The organism is Sinorhizobium sp. KGO-5, from assembly GCF_036245905.1.
Classification (GTDB): Bacteria; Pseudomonadota; Alphaproteobacteria; order Rhizobiales; family Rhizobiaceae; genus Sinorhizobium; species Sinorhizobium meliloti_A.
This window is the reverse complement of record NZ_BDIZ01000003.1, coordinates 883,820-902,599: the sequence shown is the minus strand read 5'-3', so window position 1 is coordinate 902,599 and position 18,780 is coordinate 883,820. Positions and strand designations below refer to the sequence as shown.

At 63.1% G+C, this 18,780-nt stretch carries 16 protein-coding genes and 1 pseudogene; 7 read left to right on the top strand and 10 right to left on the bottom strand.

All coding sequences use genetic code 11. The annotated features are described in order from the left end of the window. Nucleotides 1-111: 111 nt before the first annotated feature. On the top strand, nucleotides 112-939 hold the full coding sequence (locus BHD07_RS18200) for an alpha/beta fold hydrolase (RefSeq protein ID WP_324764407.1): 828 nt from the start codon (nucleotides 112-114) through the stop codon (nucleotides 937-939). Nucleotides 940-1,015: 76 nt separating this feature from the next. Then, a complete protein-coding gene (locus tag BHD07_RS18195) occupies nucleotides 1,016-1,543 on the top strand; it encodes a hypothetical protein (RefSeq protein WP_338282226.1) in 528 nt (175 codons plus the stop codon). Between the two features lie 124 nt (nucleotides 1,544-1,667). Here the strand turns inward: BHD07_RS18195 and BHD07_RS18190 are convergent, their stop codons facing one another. From BHD07_RS18190 to BHD07_RS18180, 3 genes are all read right to left on the bottom strand, one after another. Continuing rightward, nucleotides 1,668-3,629 (bottom strand): elongation factor G, encoded by a 1,962-nt coding sequence (locus BHD07_RS18190; protein ID WP_338282224.1) that lies wholly within the window; start codon nucleotides 3,627-3,629, stop codon nucleotides 1,668-1,670. 118 nt (nucleotides 3,630-3,747) lie between these two features. After that, nucleotides 3,748-4,455 (bottom strand): histidine utilization repressor, encoded by a 708-nt coding sequence (gene hutC / locus BHD07_RS18185; RefSeq protein WP_100670986.1) that lies wholly within the window; start codon nucleotides 4,453-4,455, stop codon nucleotides 3,748-3,750. A gap of 168 nt (nucleotides 4,456-4,623) precedes the next feature. Continuing rightward, nucleotides 4,624-4,812 (bottom strand): hypothetical protein, encoded by a 189-nt coding sequence (locus BHD07_RS18180; RefSeq protein WP_100670988.1) that lies wholly within the window; start codon nucleotides 4,810-4,812, stop codon nucleotides 4,624-4,626. A 370-nt stretch (nucleotides 4,813-5,182) separates the two neighbouring features. Here BHD07_RS18180 and repA point away from each other — a divergent pair, with 370 nt between their 5' ends. The 3 genes from repA (at nucleotide 5,183) to repC (ending at nucleotide 8,850) form a co-directional block, all read left to right on the top strand. Then, complete coding sequence (gene repA, locus BHD07_RS18175; RefSeq protein ID WP_375341903.1) at nucleotides 5,183-6,376, top strand: plasmid partitioning protein RepA; 1,194 nt, start codon at nucleotides 5,183-5,185, stop codon at nucleotides 6,374-6,376. A 3-nt stretch (nucleotides 6,377-6,379) separates the two neighbouring features. Further along, nucleotides 6,380-7,384: a plasmid partitioning protein RepB gene (repB, locus tag BHD07_RS18170; RefSeq protein WP_338282220.1), complete on the top strand. Its 1,005-nt coding sequence runs from the start codon at nucleotides 6,380-6,382 to the stop codon at nucleotides 7,382-7,384. A gap of 155 nt (nucleotides 7,385-7,539) precedes the next feature. Then, complete coding sequence (gene repC, locus BHD07_RS18165; RefSeq protein ID WP_338282324.1) at nucleotides 7,540-8,850, top strand: plasmid replication protein RepC; 1,311 nt, start codon at nucleotides 7,540-7,542, stop codon at nucleotides 8,848-8,850. Nucleotides 8,851-9,252: 402 nt separating this feature from the next. On the opposite strand, the gene BHD07_RS18160 is transcribed toward repC, so the two are convergent. Continuing rightward, complete coding sequence (locus BHD07_RS18160) at nucleotides 9,253-10,092, bottom strand: glycosyl transferase (RefSeq protein WP_100670994.1); 840 nt, start codon at nucleotides 10,090-10,092, stop codon at nucleotides 9,253-9,255. A gap of 376 nt (nucleotides 10,093-10,468) precedes the next feature. Here BHD07_RS18160 and BHD07_RS18155 point away from each other — a divergent pair, with 376 nt between their 5' ends. After that, entirely contained in the window at nucleotides 10,469-11,617 is a 1,149-nt protein-coding gene (locus BHD07_RS18155) for an RHE_PE00001 family protein (RefSeq protein WP_100670996.1), read from the top strand. 23 nt (nucleotides 11,618-11,640) lie between these two features. On the opposite strand, the gene BHD07_RS18150 is transcribed toward BHD07_RS18155, so the two are convergent. Together BHD07_RS18150 and BHD07_RS18145 are read right to left on the bottom strand one after the other, a co-directional pair. Continuing rightward, nucleotides 11,641-12,171: a hypothetical protein gene (locus tag BHD07_RS18150; RefSeq protein ID WP_338282322.1), complete on the bottom strand. Its 531-nt coding sequence runs from the start codon at nucleotides 12,169-12,171 to the stop codon at nucleotides 11,641-11,643. Between the two features lie 188 nt (nucleotides 12,172-12,359). Then, complete coding sequence (locus BHD07_RS18145; protein ID WP_338282213.1) at nucleotides 12,360-13,220, bottom strand: DMT family transporter; 861 nt, start codon at nucleotides 13,218-13,220, stop codon at nucleotides 12,360-12,362. An 81-nt stretch (nucleotides 13,221-13,301) separates the two neighbouring features. Here BHD07_RS18145 and BHD07_RS18140 point away from each other — a divergent pair, with 81 nt between their 5' ends. Then, the gene (locus BHD07_RS18140; RefSeq protein ID WP_338282211.1) at nucleotides 13,302-14,726 is read left to right on the top strand and encodes an aminotransferase-like domain-containing protein; all 1,425 of its coding nucleotides are present in this window, start codon (nucleotides 13,302-13,304) and stop codon (nucleotides 14,724-14,726) included. 87 nt (nucleotides 14,727-14,813) lie between these two features. Here the strand turns inward: BHD07_RS18140 and BHD07_RS31950 are convergent. From BHD07_RS31950 to BHD07_RS18125, 4 genes and pseudogenes are all read right to left on the bottom strand, one after another. Further along, nucleotides 14,814-15,287 (bottom strand): annotated as a pseudogene (locus BHD07_RS31950) (RNA polymerase sigma factor); the annotation flags it as partial. Nucleotides 15,288-15,470: 183 nt separating this feature from the next. Continuing rightward, complete coding sequence (locus BHD07_RS18135; RefSeq protein ID WP_338282209.1) at nucleotides 15,471-16,331, bottom strand: shikimate dehydrogenase; 861 nt, start codon at nucleotides 16,329-16,331, stop codon at nucleotides 15,471-15,473. Nucleotides 16,332-16,413: 82 nt separating this feature from the next. Next, the gene (locus BHD07_RS18130) at nucleotides 16,414-17,430 is read right to left on the bottom strand and encodes a TRAP transporter substrate-binding protein (RefSeq protein ID WP_102761510.1); all 1,017 of its coding nucleotides are present in this window, start codon (nucleotides 17,428-17,430) and stop codon (nucleotides 16,414-16,416) included. Between the two features lie 60 nt (nucleotides 17,431-17,490). Next, nucleotides 17,491-18,771: a TRAP transporter large permease subunit gene (locus BHD07_RS18125; protein ID WP_338282206.1), complete on the bottom strand. Its 1,281-nt coding sequence runs from the start codon at nucleotides 18,769-18,771 to the stop codon at nucleotides 17,491-17,493. Nucleotides 18,772-18,780: the final 9 nt, after the last annotated feature.

The window sequence follows — 18,780 nt, the reverse complement described above, 5'->3', positions numbered from 1 at the left end:
CGATCCGCCAATCCCGATCATTTCGCAATCGGCCTAAATCTTCAAGCACGGGGCGCGGCAAGTACGGCACCCCACCCGGCAGTCTTCCAACCGGCTGAAAGGATGAAGAAAATGGCTACGATCACCACCAGGGACGGCACCCGCATCTTCTACAAGGACTGGGGCTCGCGCAATGCTCAACCCATCCTCTTCTCCCATGGCTGGCCGCTCACGGCCGACGTATGGGATGCGCAGATGGTCTTCTTTGCAAACAAGGGCTACCGCGTCATCGCCCACGACCGCCGCAGCCACGGCCGCTCGGACCAGGTGTGGGACAACAACACCATGGACCAGTACGCCGACGACCTTGCCGAACTGATCGAGGCGCTGGACTTGCGGAACGTGATCCTTGTCGGGCATTCGACAGGCGGCGGCGAGGTTACCCGCTACGTCGGCCGGCACGCCACCGGGCGCGTGGCGAAGGTGGCGCTGATCGGCGCGGTGCCGCCGCTCATGCTGAAAACCGAGGCCAACCCCGGCGGCCTGCCGATCGACGTCTTCGATGGCATTCGCAAGGGCACCTACGACGACCGCTCGCAATTCTTCAGGGATCTGACGATCCCCTTTTACGGCTACAACCGCGAGGGTGCCGTCATCTCGGAGGGAATCCGCGAGAGCTTCTGGCTGCAGGGCATGAAGGGCGGCCTCAAGGGCCAGCTCGACAGCATCCGCGCCTTCTCGGAAAGCGACTTCAATGCCGACCTGGCGAAGTTCGACAAGCCGACCCTGGTCCTCCACGGCGACGACGACCAGATCGTGCCGATCGGCGCCTCGGCGCTTTCGACCGTCAAGATCGTCAAACATGCCGTGCTGAAGGTTTACGAGGGTGCCGACCATGGCCTGACGCAGACCTATCAGGACCGCTTCAACGCCGACCTGCTCGAATTCATCGAAGCTTGATTTCAACGCCGGCGGGGCGGCGGCGGTGCCGTCGCCCTCCCCCCAGCTTCGTCCCCCTGCCTCCAGGAGATGCGCCATGATCCCCGGAATGTCCATCGAGACCCTTCTCGCCGTGCACGTCGCCGTCAGTCTGATCGGAATCGGAACCGGCCTCGTCGCCCTGCCGGCGCTCGCCGCCGGCCGCTGGCTCGGCCATTGGCACGCAGTTTTCCTCGTCACCACCGCGGCCACCAGCATCACCGGCTTCCTCTTTCCCTTCAGCGGGATCACGCCCGCACTGGTGGTCGGAGCGATTTCCGTCCTCACCCTCGTCATCGCCTTTGCCGCGCTTTATGCCTTGACGCTCCGCGGCTGGGCGCGGCCGGCCTATGTGGTGAGCGCGACATTCGCGCTCTATCTCAACCTCTTCGTTCTTGTCGTGCAGAGCTTCCTCAAGGTTCCGGTGCTGCAGCCGCTGGCGCCGACGCAAACCGAGGCGCCCTTCGTCGCTGCGCAAGCCCTGTTGCTGACGGCAGGCATGGTGCTCGGCGCAACTGCGGTCATCGGGTCGCGACGGGCGGCATTGCCGCTGCCCGTGCGCCCGAGATCCAGGAAAAGTGCGTAGCGGTTTTCCGTCGGCAGGCGTAGTTTCAGTTGGAGCGTTCGGTGTTTCAAGGAAACGCTGAACGCTCCAGGCCGGGGATGACCCAACAGGCGCCGTATCGATACGGCGCGCTTCGTGCTGTCGGTCAATGCTCGTTGGCCGGCGCTCCGTGAGCGGTGACGATCGCCTGGGCTTCCTTGCCGTAGAGTTCCTCGAAATGATCGAAACTCTTGGAAAAATAGCCGATGCCCTGGGTGGCGGATCTGAGCGAGCGCGCCAGGTCGTCGAGCGCGCTGCCGGGTAGAAGGGCGCGGAAGATATCCCAGCCTTTCGCCGCTTCGTCCCGATCGAAGCCCAGCACCTGGCCCTTCAACGAGGCAACGATCGGCACGAGACTGCCCGAATAGACCGACGGGACATGGATTTCGACGCGAAAGACCGGCTGCATCAGGACGGAGGCGGCCTGCGACAGCGCCTGCCGGACGCCAAGCTTGCCGGCCGTGCGGAACGCATATTCCGAGCTGTCGACCGAATGGTGCTGGCCGTCGGTGAGCAGCACGCCGACATCGATGACCTTGAAGCCGAGGGGTCCCTTCTCCATCGCCTCGCGTGCGCCCGCCTCGACCGCAGGGATGTAATTGCGCGGCACGGCACCGCCCTTGACCGTCTCGGCAAAGGAAAATCCGTCGCCTCGCCCGTTCGGATGGACGCTGAGCTTCACATCCGCGAATTGCCCGGCCCCGCCGGTCTGCTTGCGATGGCGGTAATGAACGTCCGAGGACTTCGAAACGGTCTCCCGGTAGATCGGGCTCGGGGGCCGGTCGCTCACCTCGACATGGAAGACGTCCGACAACGTCCTGCAGACTTCGCGCAGATGCACCGGGCCTTGGGCGCAAACGAGCTGCGCCCCTGTCCCCTCCTCCTGCATCACCTTCAGGCCGCGATCTGTCTCGGCGAGTTTCGCAAGGGTCTCGGAAAGCTTGGTCTCGTCGCGTTCGCTCGCCGGCACCAGTATCCGCTCGAGCATGGGGTTCGGGGGGGTCGTCCAGTCGGGCGGAGCGAGGGCCGCGCCGGCCGTCAACAGCGAGGGGACCGGCAGGTGGTCGGATTTGACCGCTCCGAAGAGCTGGCCCGCCTCGGTCACGCCCGAACCGATGGGCCGGCCGCTTGCGGGATCCTGCAGAGCGCCGAGACTTCCGCCGCCGAGCGTCGCCCCCTGCTTCACTCCGTTCTGGAGAGCGCGGGCAAGAACCGTCTTGCCGACGCTCTGGCGATAATGGGCATGGAAACTGACTGCGAGGAGCGTCGCCTCGTCGACGCCGGCACCCGCGGCAAGGCGTTTTCTCAGCGCCTCAGCGCGCGGCGCCTCGTGGCGGAGCGCCTTCATCAGCCGCATCAGGCCGTTGCCGTGGCCGGCGGAGCCGAGGAGCACCGGAATGATCCTGTTTTCGTTCAGAACCCGTGTCGAGATCGAATAGATCGCGTCGCTGGTCGGCTCGCGGTCCTCGATGAGCTCTTCCAGCAGCCAATCGTCGAATTCCGAAAGGTGCTCGAGAAGCTCCGCGCGTGCCTCGTGTTCGCGCTCCACCGCGCTTTCGGGGATCTCGAAGAGAGAGGACGGCTGTCCCTCGCGATAGCGCCAGGCCCGCTCCGAAATCAGATCGCAGCTGCCGATGATCCTGTCGCCGTCGCGGATGGGAATCTGCCGCAGGATGAGCGGGCGGCTGCAGAAATCCTGCAGGGCGGCGACGATGTCCCTTATGCGCCCTCGCGGCTCGTCCATGCGGTTGATGAAGAGGATGCAAGGCGTGCCGGACGCCTCGATCATGCGCAAGTAAGGGGCGGCGAGAACCGCCTCGTCCAGTATCGGCGAAACACAGAGAACACATGCGTCGCTCGCGAGCAGCGCATGCTGCGCATGCGCCAGGGCCTCATTATTGCCGGGAACGTCGAGCGCGCACCAGGCCTCGCCGCCGAATTCGAATTCGGTGAGGCCCAGTCCATATGGCGTAACTGATTTTTTCGGCTCGCCTCCCAGCGAGCCCACCCTCTCCACGAGCGTGGATTTTCCGATCTGCGAAGGACCGAGTACAGTAAAGCAGCGCATCGGCGTTCCTCCCTCTGCCAGGATGACACTGCAGACAGGATGCCCTTCGACGAGCCAAAGCGCCAGAGATTGGTGCTTTTTCTTGCAAAAATTGCGCGTTAGCAGGAATTGACGCGGTCTATGCGGGCGCGCTCGGCGCGAACTCCGCAATGAGCTCGTGGCGATCTCCGGGATAGGTGAGCAGCACGCTGGTGACCGGTACGCCGCCGCTCCAGGTCCGTCGCTCGATGACGAGACAGGCCGCGCCGACCGCCACTTCGAGCGCCTGGGCCGTCGGGCGGCTCGCCGCGACGGCCCTGATGCGATGTTCCGCGGTGCTCCAGGGCACCTTACCGAGCAGCCACGAGCCCGGGGCAGCGGTCTCGAAGGTCTCGATCTCGGCTTCCGGCACCGCCGAAAGATTGATCAACCGCTCCTCGAGGCAGAAAACCCGGCCGCCGGCAAAATGGCGGCAGGTGACATCGAGAAGCCGCGACGAGAGAGGCAGATCGATGCGCCCCTCATCGCCGGCACGCATCTTGCGCACCGCTCGCTCGCCGAGGCGGTAGGCGTAGTCGAGCCCGAGGGACTGCACCTCCCGCTTGACGTCGTGAATCTCCATCACCGCGGATTGGACCTGCGGAAAGCTGACATAGCTTCCGGACTTGCGCCGCCGCTCGATCAGTCCCCGCTTCACGAGTTCGCTCAGGGCCTTGTTCACGGTCATTCGCGAACAGCCGTATTGCTCCGTGAGTTCGTGCTCGAAAGGAATGCGGTACCCCGGCGGCCAGTCGCCGGAAAGAATGTGGCCCTCAACCTCGCTCAGAATTTTCTGATGCAGCGACAGAGGCTGTTCCTGACGTTTTTCTTCGGTGTAGGCACGATTGCTGGAAATGGCGGGACCCTCGCTCGTAAACGACCCCGTACCTTACCCATTTCGCGCCAAGACGACAGCCCTCCCGCATGTTTCCCGACGCATCGTCGCTTCAAGAGAAGGACTTGCGGCAGAGGCGTTTCAATAGAAGAGGTGCCACGGCGCCAGGAAGGCTCGAGCCCACTCCCGATCCCCTTCGCCGTCACCCGGCGCGTTCTCCCGGTCGGGACGGTCGTTCGCCGGCTCCTTGCTGGCCGCGGGTTTGCGGGCCACGCCGGTGCGCCGGGGTGGGACGAGGTAGCCGAGGGTCATTCCGCCGAGATAGAACATGCCTTATCCTTCTCTTATCCGACCTGCCGCGCTCGATCCTGTCACAATCCGGTCCGCTGTCAATAGTCTACTAAAATTATGATCTATAGCGGCCCCGTGGCGATTGCACCGTCAGGAGGAGATTTGCGCGACCGCTCGGATACGCGACGTTTCGCCAATGCAAATGTCGGCCGGATCGGTCCGGCTGGGCTGCCGGCGAGTTGTCCGCGGACAACCAATGAACTGCCGGATGACAAAACTGCAGCGCTCCGGCAGCACAACCGAGCTTTTTGTTAAGCGTTTGTAAAATGGCAACGAATCGGCGCATAGTATAACTGCGCAGATCAGCTCCCATCGGGGAATTTTGCGCAGTTTTTGGAGAATAGGAATGTTGCAACAGAGAATCCAGAGTCTTGAGGAGCAGGAGCATCTGCCGTCGCTCTTGTCTGCCGACGCTCAGGAACTCGCACACCAGTTGCAGGAGCATCAGAAGAAGATCTTTTCTCCGTCCGCGCAAAAGACGATGCGGCTCTTCAGTCCGGCAGAGGCAGCGGCCTTCATCGGAATCGGCGAAGGCTATCTGCGCCAGATCGCCTCAGAAGGCCATGGCCCGCAGCCGCTGTCAAACGGCCGCCGCATGTATGCGATGGAGGACATCGACCGTATCCGCCGAGTCCTCGACGAAGGCAGCAAGACCGGAAAATATATTCCGCATCGCCGACCAGGCGAGAAGCTGCAGGTCATCTCCGTCATGAATTTCAAAGGCGGTTCAGGCAAGACGACGACATCCGCTCACCTCGCGCAGTATCTCGCCTTGCGCGGCTATCGGGTCCTGGCGATCGATCTCGATCCGCAGGCCTCCCTCTCCGCCCTCTTCGGCCATCAGCCGGAACTTGACGTCGGCGAAGGGGAAACGCTCTACGGCGCCATACGCTACGAGGCCCCCCGGCCGGTCGCGGAGGTGGTTCGGTCGACCTATACCGCCAATCTTCACCTCATTCCGGGCAATCTCGAACTCATGGAATTCGAGCACGAGACTCCGAAGGCCATGATCGCGGGCTCCACCGAAACCATGTTCTTCGCGCGGATCGGCGAGGTGCTTTCCGAGATCGAGAGCTTCTACGACATCGTCGTCATCGACTGCCCGCCGCAGCTCGGCTTCCTGACCATGTCGGCGCTTTGCGCCGCGACCTCCGTGCTCATCACCGTGCACCCGCAGATGCTCGACGTCATGTCGATGTCCCAGTTCCTGTCGATGACGAGCGAGCTCATGGCCGTTGTCGAGAACGCCGGCGGGCGCACCAGCTATGACTGGATGCGCTATCTGGTCACGCGTTTCGAGCCGAACGACGGACCGCAGAGTCAGATGACCGGTTTCATGCGCGCGATCTTCGGTAACCGCATGCTGCAAAACGCGATGGTGAAATCGACTGCGATTTCCGACGCCGGCGTGACCAAGCAGACGCTCTATGAGGTGGAGCGCTCGCAATTCATACGCGGTACCTACGATCGGGCGATGGATTCGCTCTCCCTCGTCAATGCAGAGATCGAAGAGATGATCCGCAGGGTCTGGGGGAGGAAGTAACCGATGGCCCGCAAGAACCTGATCGGCATTTCCGACAGCCCCCTCGCCTCCGAAGACGGGGAGCGTCCGGCCGTGGGTCGTCCGATCGCGGGTCTTGCGCCCGCCCAGCGCTCCAATGCCCTCGTCGGCGGCATCACCAGATCCCTTTCGAACATCACCCAGAAGGTCGAACGAGCGGAGGAATTGGAGCGCCAGCTTGCCGAGGGGCACGCGATCGTCGAACTGGACCCGGAGCTGATCGATTCCTCTTTCATCATCGATAGGCTGGGTGTCGCCCCCGAGGTTCAGGCCATGCTGGTTCAGCAGATCCGGGACCACGGACAACAGGTTCCGATCCTCGTGCGGCCGCATCCGGCGGAGAGCGGCCGATATCAGGTCGCCTACGGCCACAGGCGGCTTGCGGCCTTGCGCGAGATCGGCACCAAGGTCAAGGCGGTCATCCGGAACCTGAACGACGAGCAGCTCGTCATTTCCCAGGGGCAGGAAAACAACGCCCGCACCGACCTCTCCTTCATAGAGCGAGCCTTATTCGCAACGCGTCTCGAAGATCGCGGCTTCTCGCGGGACACGATCATGTCGGCCCTCGGGGTGGACAAGGCGGCGCTCTCCAAGATGATCGCCGTCGTCCGCCGATTGCCGTTGGAAATCATCGAAGCCATCGGTGCCGCGCCGGGTTTCGGCAGGAGGCGATGGATCGAACTCGCCGATCTCATCGACCGCGATGACTGGCGTCCGAAGGCATTGGATTTCATCGATGCGCCCGAGTTCACGGCGCTGGAGAGCGATCAGCGTTTCGAAAAGCTGTTCGCCTTGCTGAGCTTCGCCAGGAAGCCCTCAAAGGCGGAAACCTGGATTGCTCCGGACAGGAGCCGCGCCGTGCGGATTCGTGAAACGGATGCGGAAACGACGCTGGCCTTCAGCAAGAAGGCGGCACCGGGCTTTGCAGAATTCGTGAGGAAGAGGCTTGAAGCGCTCTACCTCGAATATCAACGGGAAACAGGAGACTAAACAGAGCAAAAGAAAAAGGCTTCCGAACGACTAGCGCTGCGGAAACCCTTCTCTCGTGTAGCAACTAGAGAATCCCATTTCCGCGAATCAGTGTCAAGCATTTTTGACGTCGTTTCGGCGAACGAATTTCTTTTGCCTTGGAAAAGGTGAAGAAAATGGAACGTGGAAGTGTGACGACGCCCTTTGGGCGGCGGGCGATGACGCTTGGCATGCTCGCAAGTCAGATCGCCGCCGGCAACGTCCCGCCGGACCGGTCGGTGGACAAGTGGAAATTGTTTCGTTCTCTCTGTGAAGCGAAGACGGTGATCGGCGTGTCCGATCGTTCGCTTGCGGTGTTGAACGCCCTTTTGAGCTTCTACCCAGGAGCCGAGCTCTCGGGCGAAAATGGACTCGTCGTTTTCCCCTCCAATGCGCAGCTCTCGCTCCGAACCCACGGAATGGCGGGCACCACGCTCCGCCGGCATCTTGCATGCCTCGTGGAATCGGGTCTGATCCTGCGGCGCGACAGCCCGAATGGTAAACGTTACGCTCGAAGGAGCCGCAATGGTGCGGTAGGCGAAGCTTTCGGATTCGACCTCTCCCCACTCGTAGCCCGGGCCGATGAGTTCAAAACCGCCGCTGCCGATCTTGCCGCAGCCAAACAGTATCACCGTCAGATGCGCGAAAGGCTGAGCCTCTGCCGGCGCGACATCGCCAAGCTGCTCGAGCTCCTTCGTGAATCAGGCGTGCCAGCCGGCTGGGAGCAGCAGCAGCGGCGATATGAAGAATTGTCCGCGCCTCTCTCGCGCAAGGCATCGGTCAGCGACGTCGAGGCCCTGCACGACGCTATGGCGGAAATTCGCGCCGATCTGTCCAATCGATTGGAAAAACTACTTAATTCGGAAAAAATGGATGCCAATGATCGCCATAATGGGCAGCACATACAGAATTCACATCCAGACTCTCAATTTGAATTTGAACCTGGCTTGGGAAAAGGGTCGGGGAAATTTTCGGCAAGCGCCCGAAGCTGCAACGTGGATCCTGTAACACCGAAGGCGAAGCTCTCGGAGGTCTCGACCTATGTCGATGCGCAGACCCCTGTTAGCCCGGCGCCTCCATCTCTGCCGATCTCCCGTCTCGCCCGGGAAATTCCCCTGACCGTCCTCCTATCCGCTTGCCCGCAGATCACCGATTACGGACCACAGGGCCGTATAACGACCTGGAAGGAACTGCTGACCGCGGCAGTCGTCGTCAGGACCATGCTGAAGGTGAGCACGGATGCCTATGACGATGCATGCACGGTCCTCGGCCAGGAAAATGCTGCGACCGTCATCGCCTGTATCCTGGAGAGAGCCGATTGCATAAGTTCGCCCGGCGGCTATCTTCGGGTTCTTACCGCGAGAGCGCGGCGCCAGTCTTTCTCGGTTGCTCCGATGGTCGCTGCACTGAGGCGCGCGCGAGGGCCAAACGTGCCGCTTGCTGGTTGACGCCTCTCGCTCAGCGGACTCAGGCTTGCGACGCCGGCCACTGGCGGTTGCCTTGACGCTCCAGATAGGGGAAACTCGCCTCAGCTCGGGATTCGCATCCGTTTTGATTTGCCGCCTTGGTGTCTGTTTCTTAACAATTTTGCTTCTATCGTAAGGCATTGGCGAACAAGGCAATAAACCGGCAATGCGGAAGCTAAATCGTCAATAAGTTCCGTCACGCGGACGGGTCTCTTGCGGGGCTTTACCACAACGACGCGGCGAACCACCTCCCCTATTCTCCAATCGATCGAACGTCGTCCGGACGGCCAACCAATTTGGGAGCATCGGGACCGACGATATGCAAGTGTCCATCCCTGCTGCCGTTTCCCCAGTTGACAGCTGTCAACAATGCGAACTTTGCCGTCACTCGCGCCAGTGTTCCGCGACCCATGGGCTCGGGAGAATATAGTGCCGGAGGTAGCGGAACGCGCTCTTTTCTCTTCTGTCTGGAGAGAAGAGCCCGCGAATATGATCGATCGGCGTCGCCACCCGCCCCTTATATCCGAACTGCCCGTCTATCGCATGTTGCGGCAGCAGACCGCGCGGAAAAATAACCACGCGTGCATCCGCCGGCAGCTGTGGCGGCAGGAAGTAGTTCAAGGGGAATGGCCGCCGACAATCCTGGCGGAAATGTAGAACGAAACGCCGCGGGAAGAATTTCGCCCCTCCTGGCGCGTTGCGCGTCACGAAGCGTTGCTCGAATTCATATTCGTCCGCCACCTGTTGCGGGTCGGCGCGGAACTTCTCCTGCAATGGAACCAGCTTTCCGACAGGGAAGCGGAACAGCGATGTCTGCCCGAGACGCTCAAGCGGCGTCGTCTGATTGCGTGTCATCACGATATCGTTGGGACCGCCGATCTCGAAAAACGCGTCGAGTGATCCGACGACCACCAGATCGAGGTCGAGAAAGAGTACCGGTCCCTTGAGGCTGCCGAGTTCCGGGCCCCACAGGCGCGCCTTGGGCCAGATTCCCTTGGTATTCACCGGCATCTCGACATCGAGCGGTGGAAGGTCCTCGCAGAGTATTTCCGACCGAAGGCCTTCCCTATTGTCGGTAAAACAGGTGAAGGTGAAAGGCGGCGTGATGTTGCGGGCGACCATCGCGAAGAGGCGGTTCACGAAAGGTGCGCCGTATTTCGTTCCCCAATTTATACAGATTACCTGCTTGACGCCGCCGGAAGCGGCGAGAATATCGGATACCATAGACGCTTGCCTTTTCCTTGTGTCTAACGGCGCATCCGCACAGCTGAGCCTTGCCGAGGGGCGACTTGCTCAGGTCCGGAACTCTCCCGCTGTGCAGACAGCCGTTACCTTCTGGAGTTCCGGGAGCCGTCGGGCGCCCCGAGATCAAGGGCGCTCCGCCATGCCGGCCTGGAGTTGACAGCTGTCAACTTCATCAAGTTGGTTGGCCTCAGGCCGGTCTTAAGATCAACGCCGCCGCCGCGCAAGCGTCCTTGTGGACGGCGTGCGGGGAACAGATGTGAGCGGAGCACAATAGGGGTGGAAAACCTTCGAATAGCTGTGCCGGAACGAAGGCACGTGTTACCTTCCGTTTCACCGCCAACGCTTTGCTTTCAAAATGAGATATGAGATCCCTGATCCGCTCGATCCGGCGCTGCTGCCGGTCCTGATTGCCGCCGAAGACGGGCTCGCCCGGCTCGACGAGCGGGCAGGGCGTCATGCCGTCGCCGAGGGCTTCCGGGAGCGCGGTCAGTTTTTCGACGCGGCGGCGGCCCTTTGGGTCGCCGGTGAACTGGTCCATGTCGAGGACCTGGTTCTACACGATTCGCATATGGACGCGCGCGCTCCGTCGCACGAGCTGACCATCGCGCACGCGGTTCTGAGGGCGCGGCGACGATTGGATTTGGCTGATGCCGACTGGGCCTTGTCGCCGCCCGGGCTGAGCGCGTTGCGCGGCGAGGCGGGTCCGGCAGTCAGGCATGACTCTCCCGACACTTCGGCTTTCCGGGACGAAGCGGATGCGCCCGACATGGCGGACGGTCCGATGGACAGCTCCCTTTCCGATGCATTCGCCGAGATCGATGCGGCGATCGCCCGGTCCGCGCGGCTGCTGGACATTCATGCTGGAAGCGCGGTCATGGCGGAACGGCCCGCAATCGAAACGCAGTCGCCGAGAGTAGAGCCGACGGGTCAACTCGGCCTGCTCTTCGATGACGACTGGGATGAGGCCGCCCGGCTCGACGCGTGGCGCGCCGTGCTGCCGGTTGCCGACCAACTGCCCGCCGCGCTTGGGGCTGCCGTTCTTTTCGATGCATGGGAGCGCATCGAGCCGTTGCGTCGGCAACACTGGCTCGGCTCGCTTCTGGTCGGCGCCTATCTTCGATTTCGCGGCAAGGTCGGTTCGCACGTGCTCGCCTATAATACCGGCCTGAAGACGATCCGCCACGAGCGTCGACGCTCAAAGGACCGGCTGACGCGTCTCACCGGTTTTCTGGAGGCGATGTCCGCGGCGGCCGAACTCGGCATGAAGGAACTCGACCGTCTGTCGCTCGCCAGGACGCAGATGGAAATGCGGATCAAAGACCGCCGATCGAACAGCAATCTCCCGGGCCTGATCGATCTCGTTCTGTCGCGGCCGATCGTCTCCGCACCCCTGATCGCGCGCCATCTCGGGGTCACGCCGCGCGGCGCCCTCAATCTTGTGCGCGAACTCGGGGTGCGCGAAATGACGGGCAGGGGGCGCTATCGCGGCTGGGGCGTGCTCTGAAAGAGCGAGGGGAAACGGCCGCTTCAGCTCCGCCGCAGATTGAGCTCGCTCGTCACCACGCGTTTTCCTGTCGCCGGATCCACGTCGACAGTACTGAGGCGCATTCCGTTCTCGCCGCGTTTCTGCACGATGAGCGTCGCCTTGCGATCGCCGTTGACTTCCCTTGCCCAGGTGACGCTGAGATTGATGGCGTTGCCGCGGCGGCTCCCGGACAAAGCGGACCGCCCGCCTCTCGGGCCGACATAGATGCCGGTATAGCGGGCGCCGTCGGATCGCAGATCCGCGCTGATCGAGCGTGACACCACGAGCAGACCGCGGCAGGTTCCTCTCATGGCGAGGGCGGTACCGGTCGCATCCGAGCTGAAATTGCACGAGACATTGATCGGTCTTCGGTCGATGCGAAGCAGCACCGTGCCGCCGCCGGCCCATCGGCCCTCCAGCGAATTGAGAAAGGCGGCCTCGTCGGCCGGGGCAGCGCTCGTCTCCAAGGGAAGTATCCCCCCGACGAGCACGAGCCCCGCAAGCACGAACCGGGATATCTTCCGCCGCATCATCGTCATAAGCCTCCCGTTCTGGAGCGGAGTGAGGAAAGGCACGCGGTCTTCCGCAGACGCTCGTGGAGCGACCGGTCCGAATGAAACCACGGATGCCTGCGAAGGTTCCGGCGGGCCGTTATCGCAACAGTATCACCGATCGGCCGCGGCGGGCAGACGCCGGATGACTCCAGAACGGCCGCCGGAGGTCAGGCAAATTTTCTTGCGCCGGCGACGCAGGCGACGATGGCGACCGTCGCGGCAAGCATGCCCCAGCTGACGGTTTCGCCGAGCAATGTCGAAGCCAGCGCAAGACCGAAGAAGGGCTGCAGCAATTGTAACTGGCCGACCGCCACGATCCCTCCCAGCGCCAGGCCGCGATACCAGAAGATGAAGCCGATGAGCATGCTGAAGACGGAGACGTATCCGAAGCCGAGCCAGGAAGCGGCGCTCAGGCCCGCAAGAGTCGACGGCATGGTGGCGAGCATCAGGGCCGTCATGATCGGAAGGGAGAGGACGAGGGCCCAGGAAATGACCTGCCAGCCGCCGAGCCTGCGCGACAGCTTCGCACCCTCCGCGTAACCGAGCCCGCAGGCGACGATGGCGGCGAGCATCAGGAGATCCCCGATCGGCGAGGCGGAAAAGCCCTGCCGTGCCGCGAAGCCGACGACGATCGCGCTGCCGAGGCCGGAGAACACCCAGAAGGTCGGGCGTGGACGCTCGCCGCCGCGAAGCACGCCGAAAATCGCCGTCGCAAGCGGCAGAAGGCCGATGAAGACGATGGAATGGGCGGAAGTCACGTGACGCAGCGCAAGCGCCGTCAGAAGCGGGAAACCGACGACGACGCCGAGCGAGATCACGGCCAGCGATGCGAGGTCTCCGCGGGCAGGCCGTCTTTCTCGGAACGCGAAGAGCAGGCAGAAGGCGAGAACTCCGGCGATGGTCGCCCGTGCCACGGTCAGGAAGATGGGGTCGAAGTCCATCACTGCGACGCGGGTCGCCGGCAACGAACCGCTGAAGATCACGACGCCGATCAAACCACTCATCCAGCCGCTTGCTGCCTTGTTCATACCTATGCTCCTTTTTCTCCGGTATCGGGCTGGATCGCTGGCCGTTCCAGAGACAGTAGGGTACAGTTGATAAGAACTGTCATGGAGAAAGGGCCAGTACGGATGCGGCTGAAAGCGACGAGTGCCGCTGGCGAAAGCCTGATCACCAGGGTGATAGACACGGTGAAGCACCGGATAGCGGCGCGGAGTTTGACGCCCGGCGCGAGGCTTCCGTCCATCCGTTCCTTCGCTTTGACGATGAAAGTCTCCAAGTCCACGGTGGTCGAGGCCTATGAGCGCCTTCAGGCCGAAGGTGTGATCCGCTCGCGGCCGGGCTCGGGCTTCTTCGTAGCGGCGCCGCTCGCGCCGCTCACGCTTGCCGAGATCGGCCCGCGCGTGGACCGGGCCGTCGATCCCCTGTGGATCTCGCGCCAGGCCCTTGAGCCGGGGGAGGGGGTACTCAGGCCCGGCTGCGGCTGGCTGCCGCCGCACTGGATGCCGGAGGAAGGACTACGGCGGGCGTTGCGGGGCATCGCCCGCGGCGGCGCCGCCACGCTCGTCGACTATGGTTCGCCACTCGGATTGCTGCCGCTGCGTCAGCTTCTGGCACGGCGCGTGGCGCAGCACGGCATAGAGGCGTCGCCCGATCAGATATTGCTCACCGAATCCGGCACGCAGGCGATCGATCTGCTTTGCCGGTTCCTGCTGAAGCCCGGGGATGCGGTGCTTGTCGACGATCCGTGCTATTTCAATTTCCACGCACTCCTCAGGGCGCATCAGGCAAAAATCGTCGGTGTTCCCTATACGCCCGGCGGGCCGGACATCGGCCGCTTCGCCGAAGCGCTCGCAGAACACAAGCCGCGGCTCTACATCACCAATTCCGCCATTCACAACCCGACCGGCGCAATGCTGTCGCCGCTCGTCGGCCATCGTCTGCTCAAGCTTGCGGAGCAGGCCGGGCTGACGATCATCGAGGACGATATCTTCGCCGATTTCGAAGAGACGCCGGCGCCGCGCCTTGCGGCTTTCGACGGGCTCGAAAGGGTGGTGCACATAGGCAGCTTCTCGAAAACGCTTTCGGCGGCGGTGCGCTGCGGCTTCATCGTGGCGCCTCGCGAATGGGTGGAGGCGTTGACCGACCTCAAGATCGCCACGTGCTTCGGCGCCGCCGGCTTCTCCTCCGAACTGGTGCTGACGCTCCTGAAAGACGGCAGCTATCGCAAGCACATTGAGACGGTGCGTCAGCGCCTGGCAGGCGCGATGGCCGAGACTGCCCGAAGACTCGCCCGGATCGGCATCACGCCCTGGATCGAGCCGCAGGCGGGCATGTTCCTCTGGTGCCGGCTGCCCGATGGCATCGATGCCGCCAAGCTCGCGAGGCAAGCGCTCGCCAGAGGCATCGTGCTCGCACCGGGCAATGTCTTCAGTCATACGCATACGGCCAGCGGTTTCTTGCGCTTCAATGTCGCCCAGTCGGAAGACGAGCGGCTTTTTCACGAGCTTGCAGCACTCCTGACCGCTGCGTAGATCACGATCATTCCAGGCTGCGTCTCGATCTCGTCGCGGATGCGCGTACGTGCCCGATGCAAAAGGGGTCCGCTGGTTCTCGGGAGTAAGGTCCAGGAGGCGGCAGGTTTCCGCAGCGTCTGCCCCTTCGACGTCGCGCATCACCAGGACCGCCTTCTGGGCTGGCGGCAAGCGATCGATCATCTGCCGCACATGCTCCCAGAGGTGGCGCCCGGCGACGATCCGCTCCGGCGTGAGACCATCGAAGGAGACCGGCGCCTCGCTCCAATGGCCGCTTTCGTCGAATCGGCTGCGCAGCGTCTGCTCCGGATCCCGCCCCGGGTCTTCCCCCTGTCCCAATGCGGCATAGCGGCTCTCGCGCTTCGCGTGGTTCTTCGCCTTGTTCAGGAGGATGGAAATGATCCAGGTGGAAAGGGCCGATCTGCCTTCGAAGGACCCCAGGTTGGCGATGACGGCGAGCCAGGTTTCCTGGGCGACTTCCTCCGCGACGGCCCGGTTCCTGACGATGCTGTCCGCCAGCCTGACCAAAGCACCGTGGTGCCGTGCAATCAGCTCACTCATCGCCTTCTGGTCTCCCCTGCGGAGGAGGCTCAGAAAATGCTCGTCTGTGCTGAACTTGACGGCGAACGCCGCCGCCGATAACCAGAATGTAAGCCCCATCACAACCGCCCCTTGCCCCGTGCCTCCTTGAATGACACGCTACACAAGCCGGTCGTCAAATGAAACCTGCGTGACCGGGCGCCTTCAGGCGGTCATCGCCCTGAAGTGGCCGAGCATCCGCGACGCGTCGGGTTCGAGCCCGGTGAACAGCCGAAACGCGCCGACCGCCTGGAACACCGCCATGCCGCCGCCGTCGAGCGTTTTGCAGCCACGCCGCCGGGCCTCCCCGAGAAGCGCCGTTTCCAGCGGAAAATAGACGATCTCGGCGACCCAATGGCTTCGCGAAAGAAGCTCCGCGTCGAGCGGCAATCCGGGATATTTCGTCATGCCGGTCGGCGTCGCGTGGATGAGGCCGGCGGCATTTCCCATTTCCGAGGGGAGGTCGGTGCCGGCCGCCACCTCGGCTTTCGGAAAGAGAGGGGATAGCATCCGGGCAAGCGCCTGCGCGCGGCCGGCCTCGCGGTCGAACACGACGAGCCGCTGCAAGCCGAGCGAGAGCGCGGCATAGGCCGTGGCGACGCCTGCTCCGCCGGCGCCGAGCTGCACAGCGCAGGAGAGGTCGGCATCCGGCAGGCCGCGCCGGAAGCCTTCGGCAAAACCCCACCAGTCCGTATTGTGGCCGTAGCGCCGTCCGCTTCTGAGGACCACCGTGTTGACGGCGCCGAGTTGCCGTGCCTCGGGGGCGAGCTCGTCGAGATAGGGAATGACCGCCTGCTTGCAGGGATGGGTGATATTGAGCCCGGCAACCTCCCGCCGCTCGGCGTCGGCGAGCAGGCGCGGCAGGTCCTTCTCGCTCGCCCCCAGCACGTTGAGATCGATCAGCTCATAATCGTAGCGAATGCCCTGCGCCGCACCTTCCGCCATGTGCATCGCCGGCGTCAGCGATGCCTGGATGCCCGCGCCGATCAGGCCCGCCTTCAAGGATCTTACAAGCGTTTCGGTCATGCATCGGGTTCCGGTTGTTTCGGTTTTCGGCTGCGGCCACGGCGCGCCGGCCCGTCCGGTTGCGGGCGGACCGGCATGACGATCACTGGCCGCGGGCGGTGCCGATTTCCTTGAAGAGCGCCTCGACCGTCTCCTGGCCGATATCGGCACTGAACTTCTCGATCATCGGCTTGACGGCATCGCGCAGCTTCTGCGTTTCCTCGGGGCTCAGTTCGCTGACCTCCATCCCCGTCTTGCGGATCTCTTCGAGTGCTGCGGCATCCTGCTCGCGCGAGACCTTGCGCTGGAAGTCGCGCGCTTCGACAGCTGCCTGTTGCAGTACGGCCTTCTCCTCGTCATTGAGGCCGTCCCAGAACTTCTTGCTGACGAGCACGATCTGCGGATTGTACTGATGACGGGTGAGCGTCATGTACTTCTGCACCTCGTAGAATTTTGCGTTGATGATGTTGGCGGAGGGATTCTCCTGGCCGTCGACCGTTCCCGTCTCGAGCGCGGTATAGAGCTCGGTATAGGGGAGCGGCACCGCATTGGCGCCGAGCGCGTTGAAAAGCTCGACCGGGATCGGCGACTGAATGGTGCGGATCTTCAGGCCCTTAATGTCTTCGAGCTTGGTCACCGGATGCCGGTTGTTGGTCAGGTTGCGGAAACCGAGCTCCCAATAGGCGAGGCCTACGAGCCCGGTGTCGGGCAGGCGTTCCATCAGGCCGGTGCCGAAGGGACCGTCCATCACCTTGTCCGCCTCCTCGCCGCTGTCGAACAGGAAGGGGAGATCGACCGCGCCGAACTCCTTGACGTTGCTCGCCAGAATGCCGGCGTTCAGCACCGTCATCTCGATGACGCCGCCCTGCAGCGCCGAAACGGTCTGCACGTCGCCGCCGAGCGTCCCACCGGGGAAGAGCTTCACCTCGATTTTGCCGCCGCTCTTCTCCTTCACGAGCTCGGCGAATTTCTCCATGCCGGTCACCTGCGGATGACCCTTGTTGTTCGCCGAGGCGAATTTGACCGTCTGATCGCGGATTTCCGCGAATGCCGGGCCCGCCGTCATGAGTGCCAGTGGCACGGCCAGGCCCAATGCCATTTTGGTCAGTCTGTCGAACATGTTTTCCTCCCAGGTTGGGCCGGTATCGTGCCGGCCTTGTTGACAGTCGAAAATCGCGCGTCAGCGTCCGAACCAGGAGACCGGAACGGTCACCAGTTCAGGGAACAGGACGAGCAGGAAAAGAACGACCAGCTCCGCGAAGAGGAAGGGCATCACGCCCTTCATCAGATTCTCCATCGAAAGCTTCGACACGCCGCAGATGACGTTCAGGACGGTACCGACCGGAGGGGTGATCAGGCCGATCGAGTTGTTGATGATGAAGAGCACGCCGAAATAGACCGGATCGATGCCAGCCTGCTTGATGACCGGCATCAGCACCGGCGTCATGATCAGGATCGTCGGCGTCATGTCCATCGCCGTGCCGACGATCACGATCAACACCATGATCGCGATAAGCAGAGCCGTCTGGTTGCCCATCAGGGGCTCGAGGAGTGCGGCGAGCGCGCCGGGAACGTCGGCAACGGTGATCAGCCAAGCCGAAACCGCCGCGCAGGCGACGAGGAACATCACCACGGCGCCGATCTTGGCGGCCGAGACGAAGACGTGGAAGAGTTGCGCCGGCGCCAGTTCGCGATAGACGACCATCGAAACGAAGAGCGAATAGACGGCGGCGATGACACCCGCCTCCGTCGGCGTGAAGACGCCGAACTTCAGACCGACGATGATGATGACGGGCAGGAAAAGCGCCCAGAGGCTGTCGACGAAGGCCCTGAGCCGCAGCCGACCGCTCTGCCGCGGCGGCAGTTCGAATTGCTCCTTGCGGGCGACGATCAGCCAGGTGATCGAAAGCGCCGCGGCGATCATCAGTCCCGGGAATATGCCGGCGAGGAAGAGTTTGGTGATGGAGACGCCGCCGACCACGCCGAAGAGGATGAAGCCGATCGAGGGCGGTATGATCGGGCCGATGATCGAGGCGGAGGCGATGAGCCCGCCGGCACGCGCCGGGTCGTGGCCGCTTTTCAGCATCATCGGCAGAAGCAGCGCGCCGAGTGCGGCCGCATCGGCGACCGCCGAACCGGAAAGACTGGAGAGAATGCAGGCCGCGAAGATCGCGACGAAGCCGAGCCCGCCGCGGATATGGCCGACCATGGCCATGGCCAATGCGACAATGCGACGGGAGAGGCCGCCCGTATTCATGACCTCGCCGGCAAGCAGGAAGAAGGGAACGGCCATCAGCGGGAAGCTGTCGGCACCGTTCAGCACGTTCTGCGCCACGATCTGGGCGTCGAAGAGGCCGAGATAGAGCATCAGCGCCACGCCGCTCAGGATGAGGGCGAAGGCGATCGGCACGCCGAGAGCCATGGGTCCGAGAAGGGCGCCGAGGAAGATGGATACGGTCATCGCCGCCTC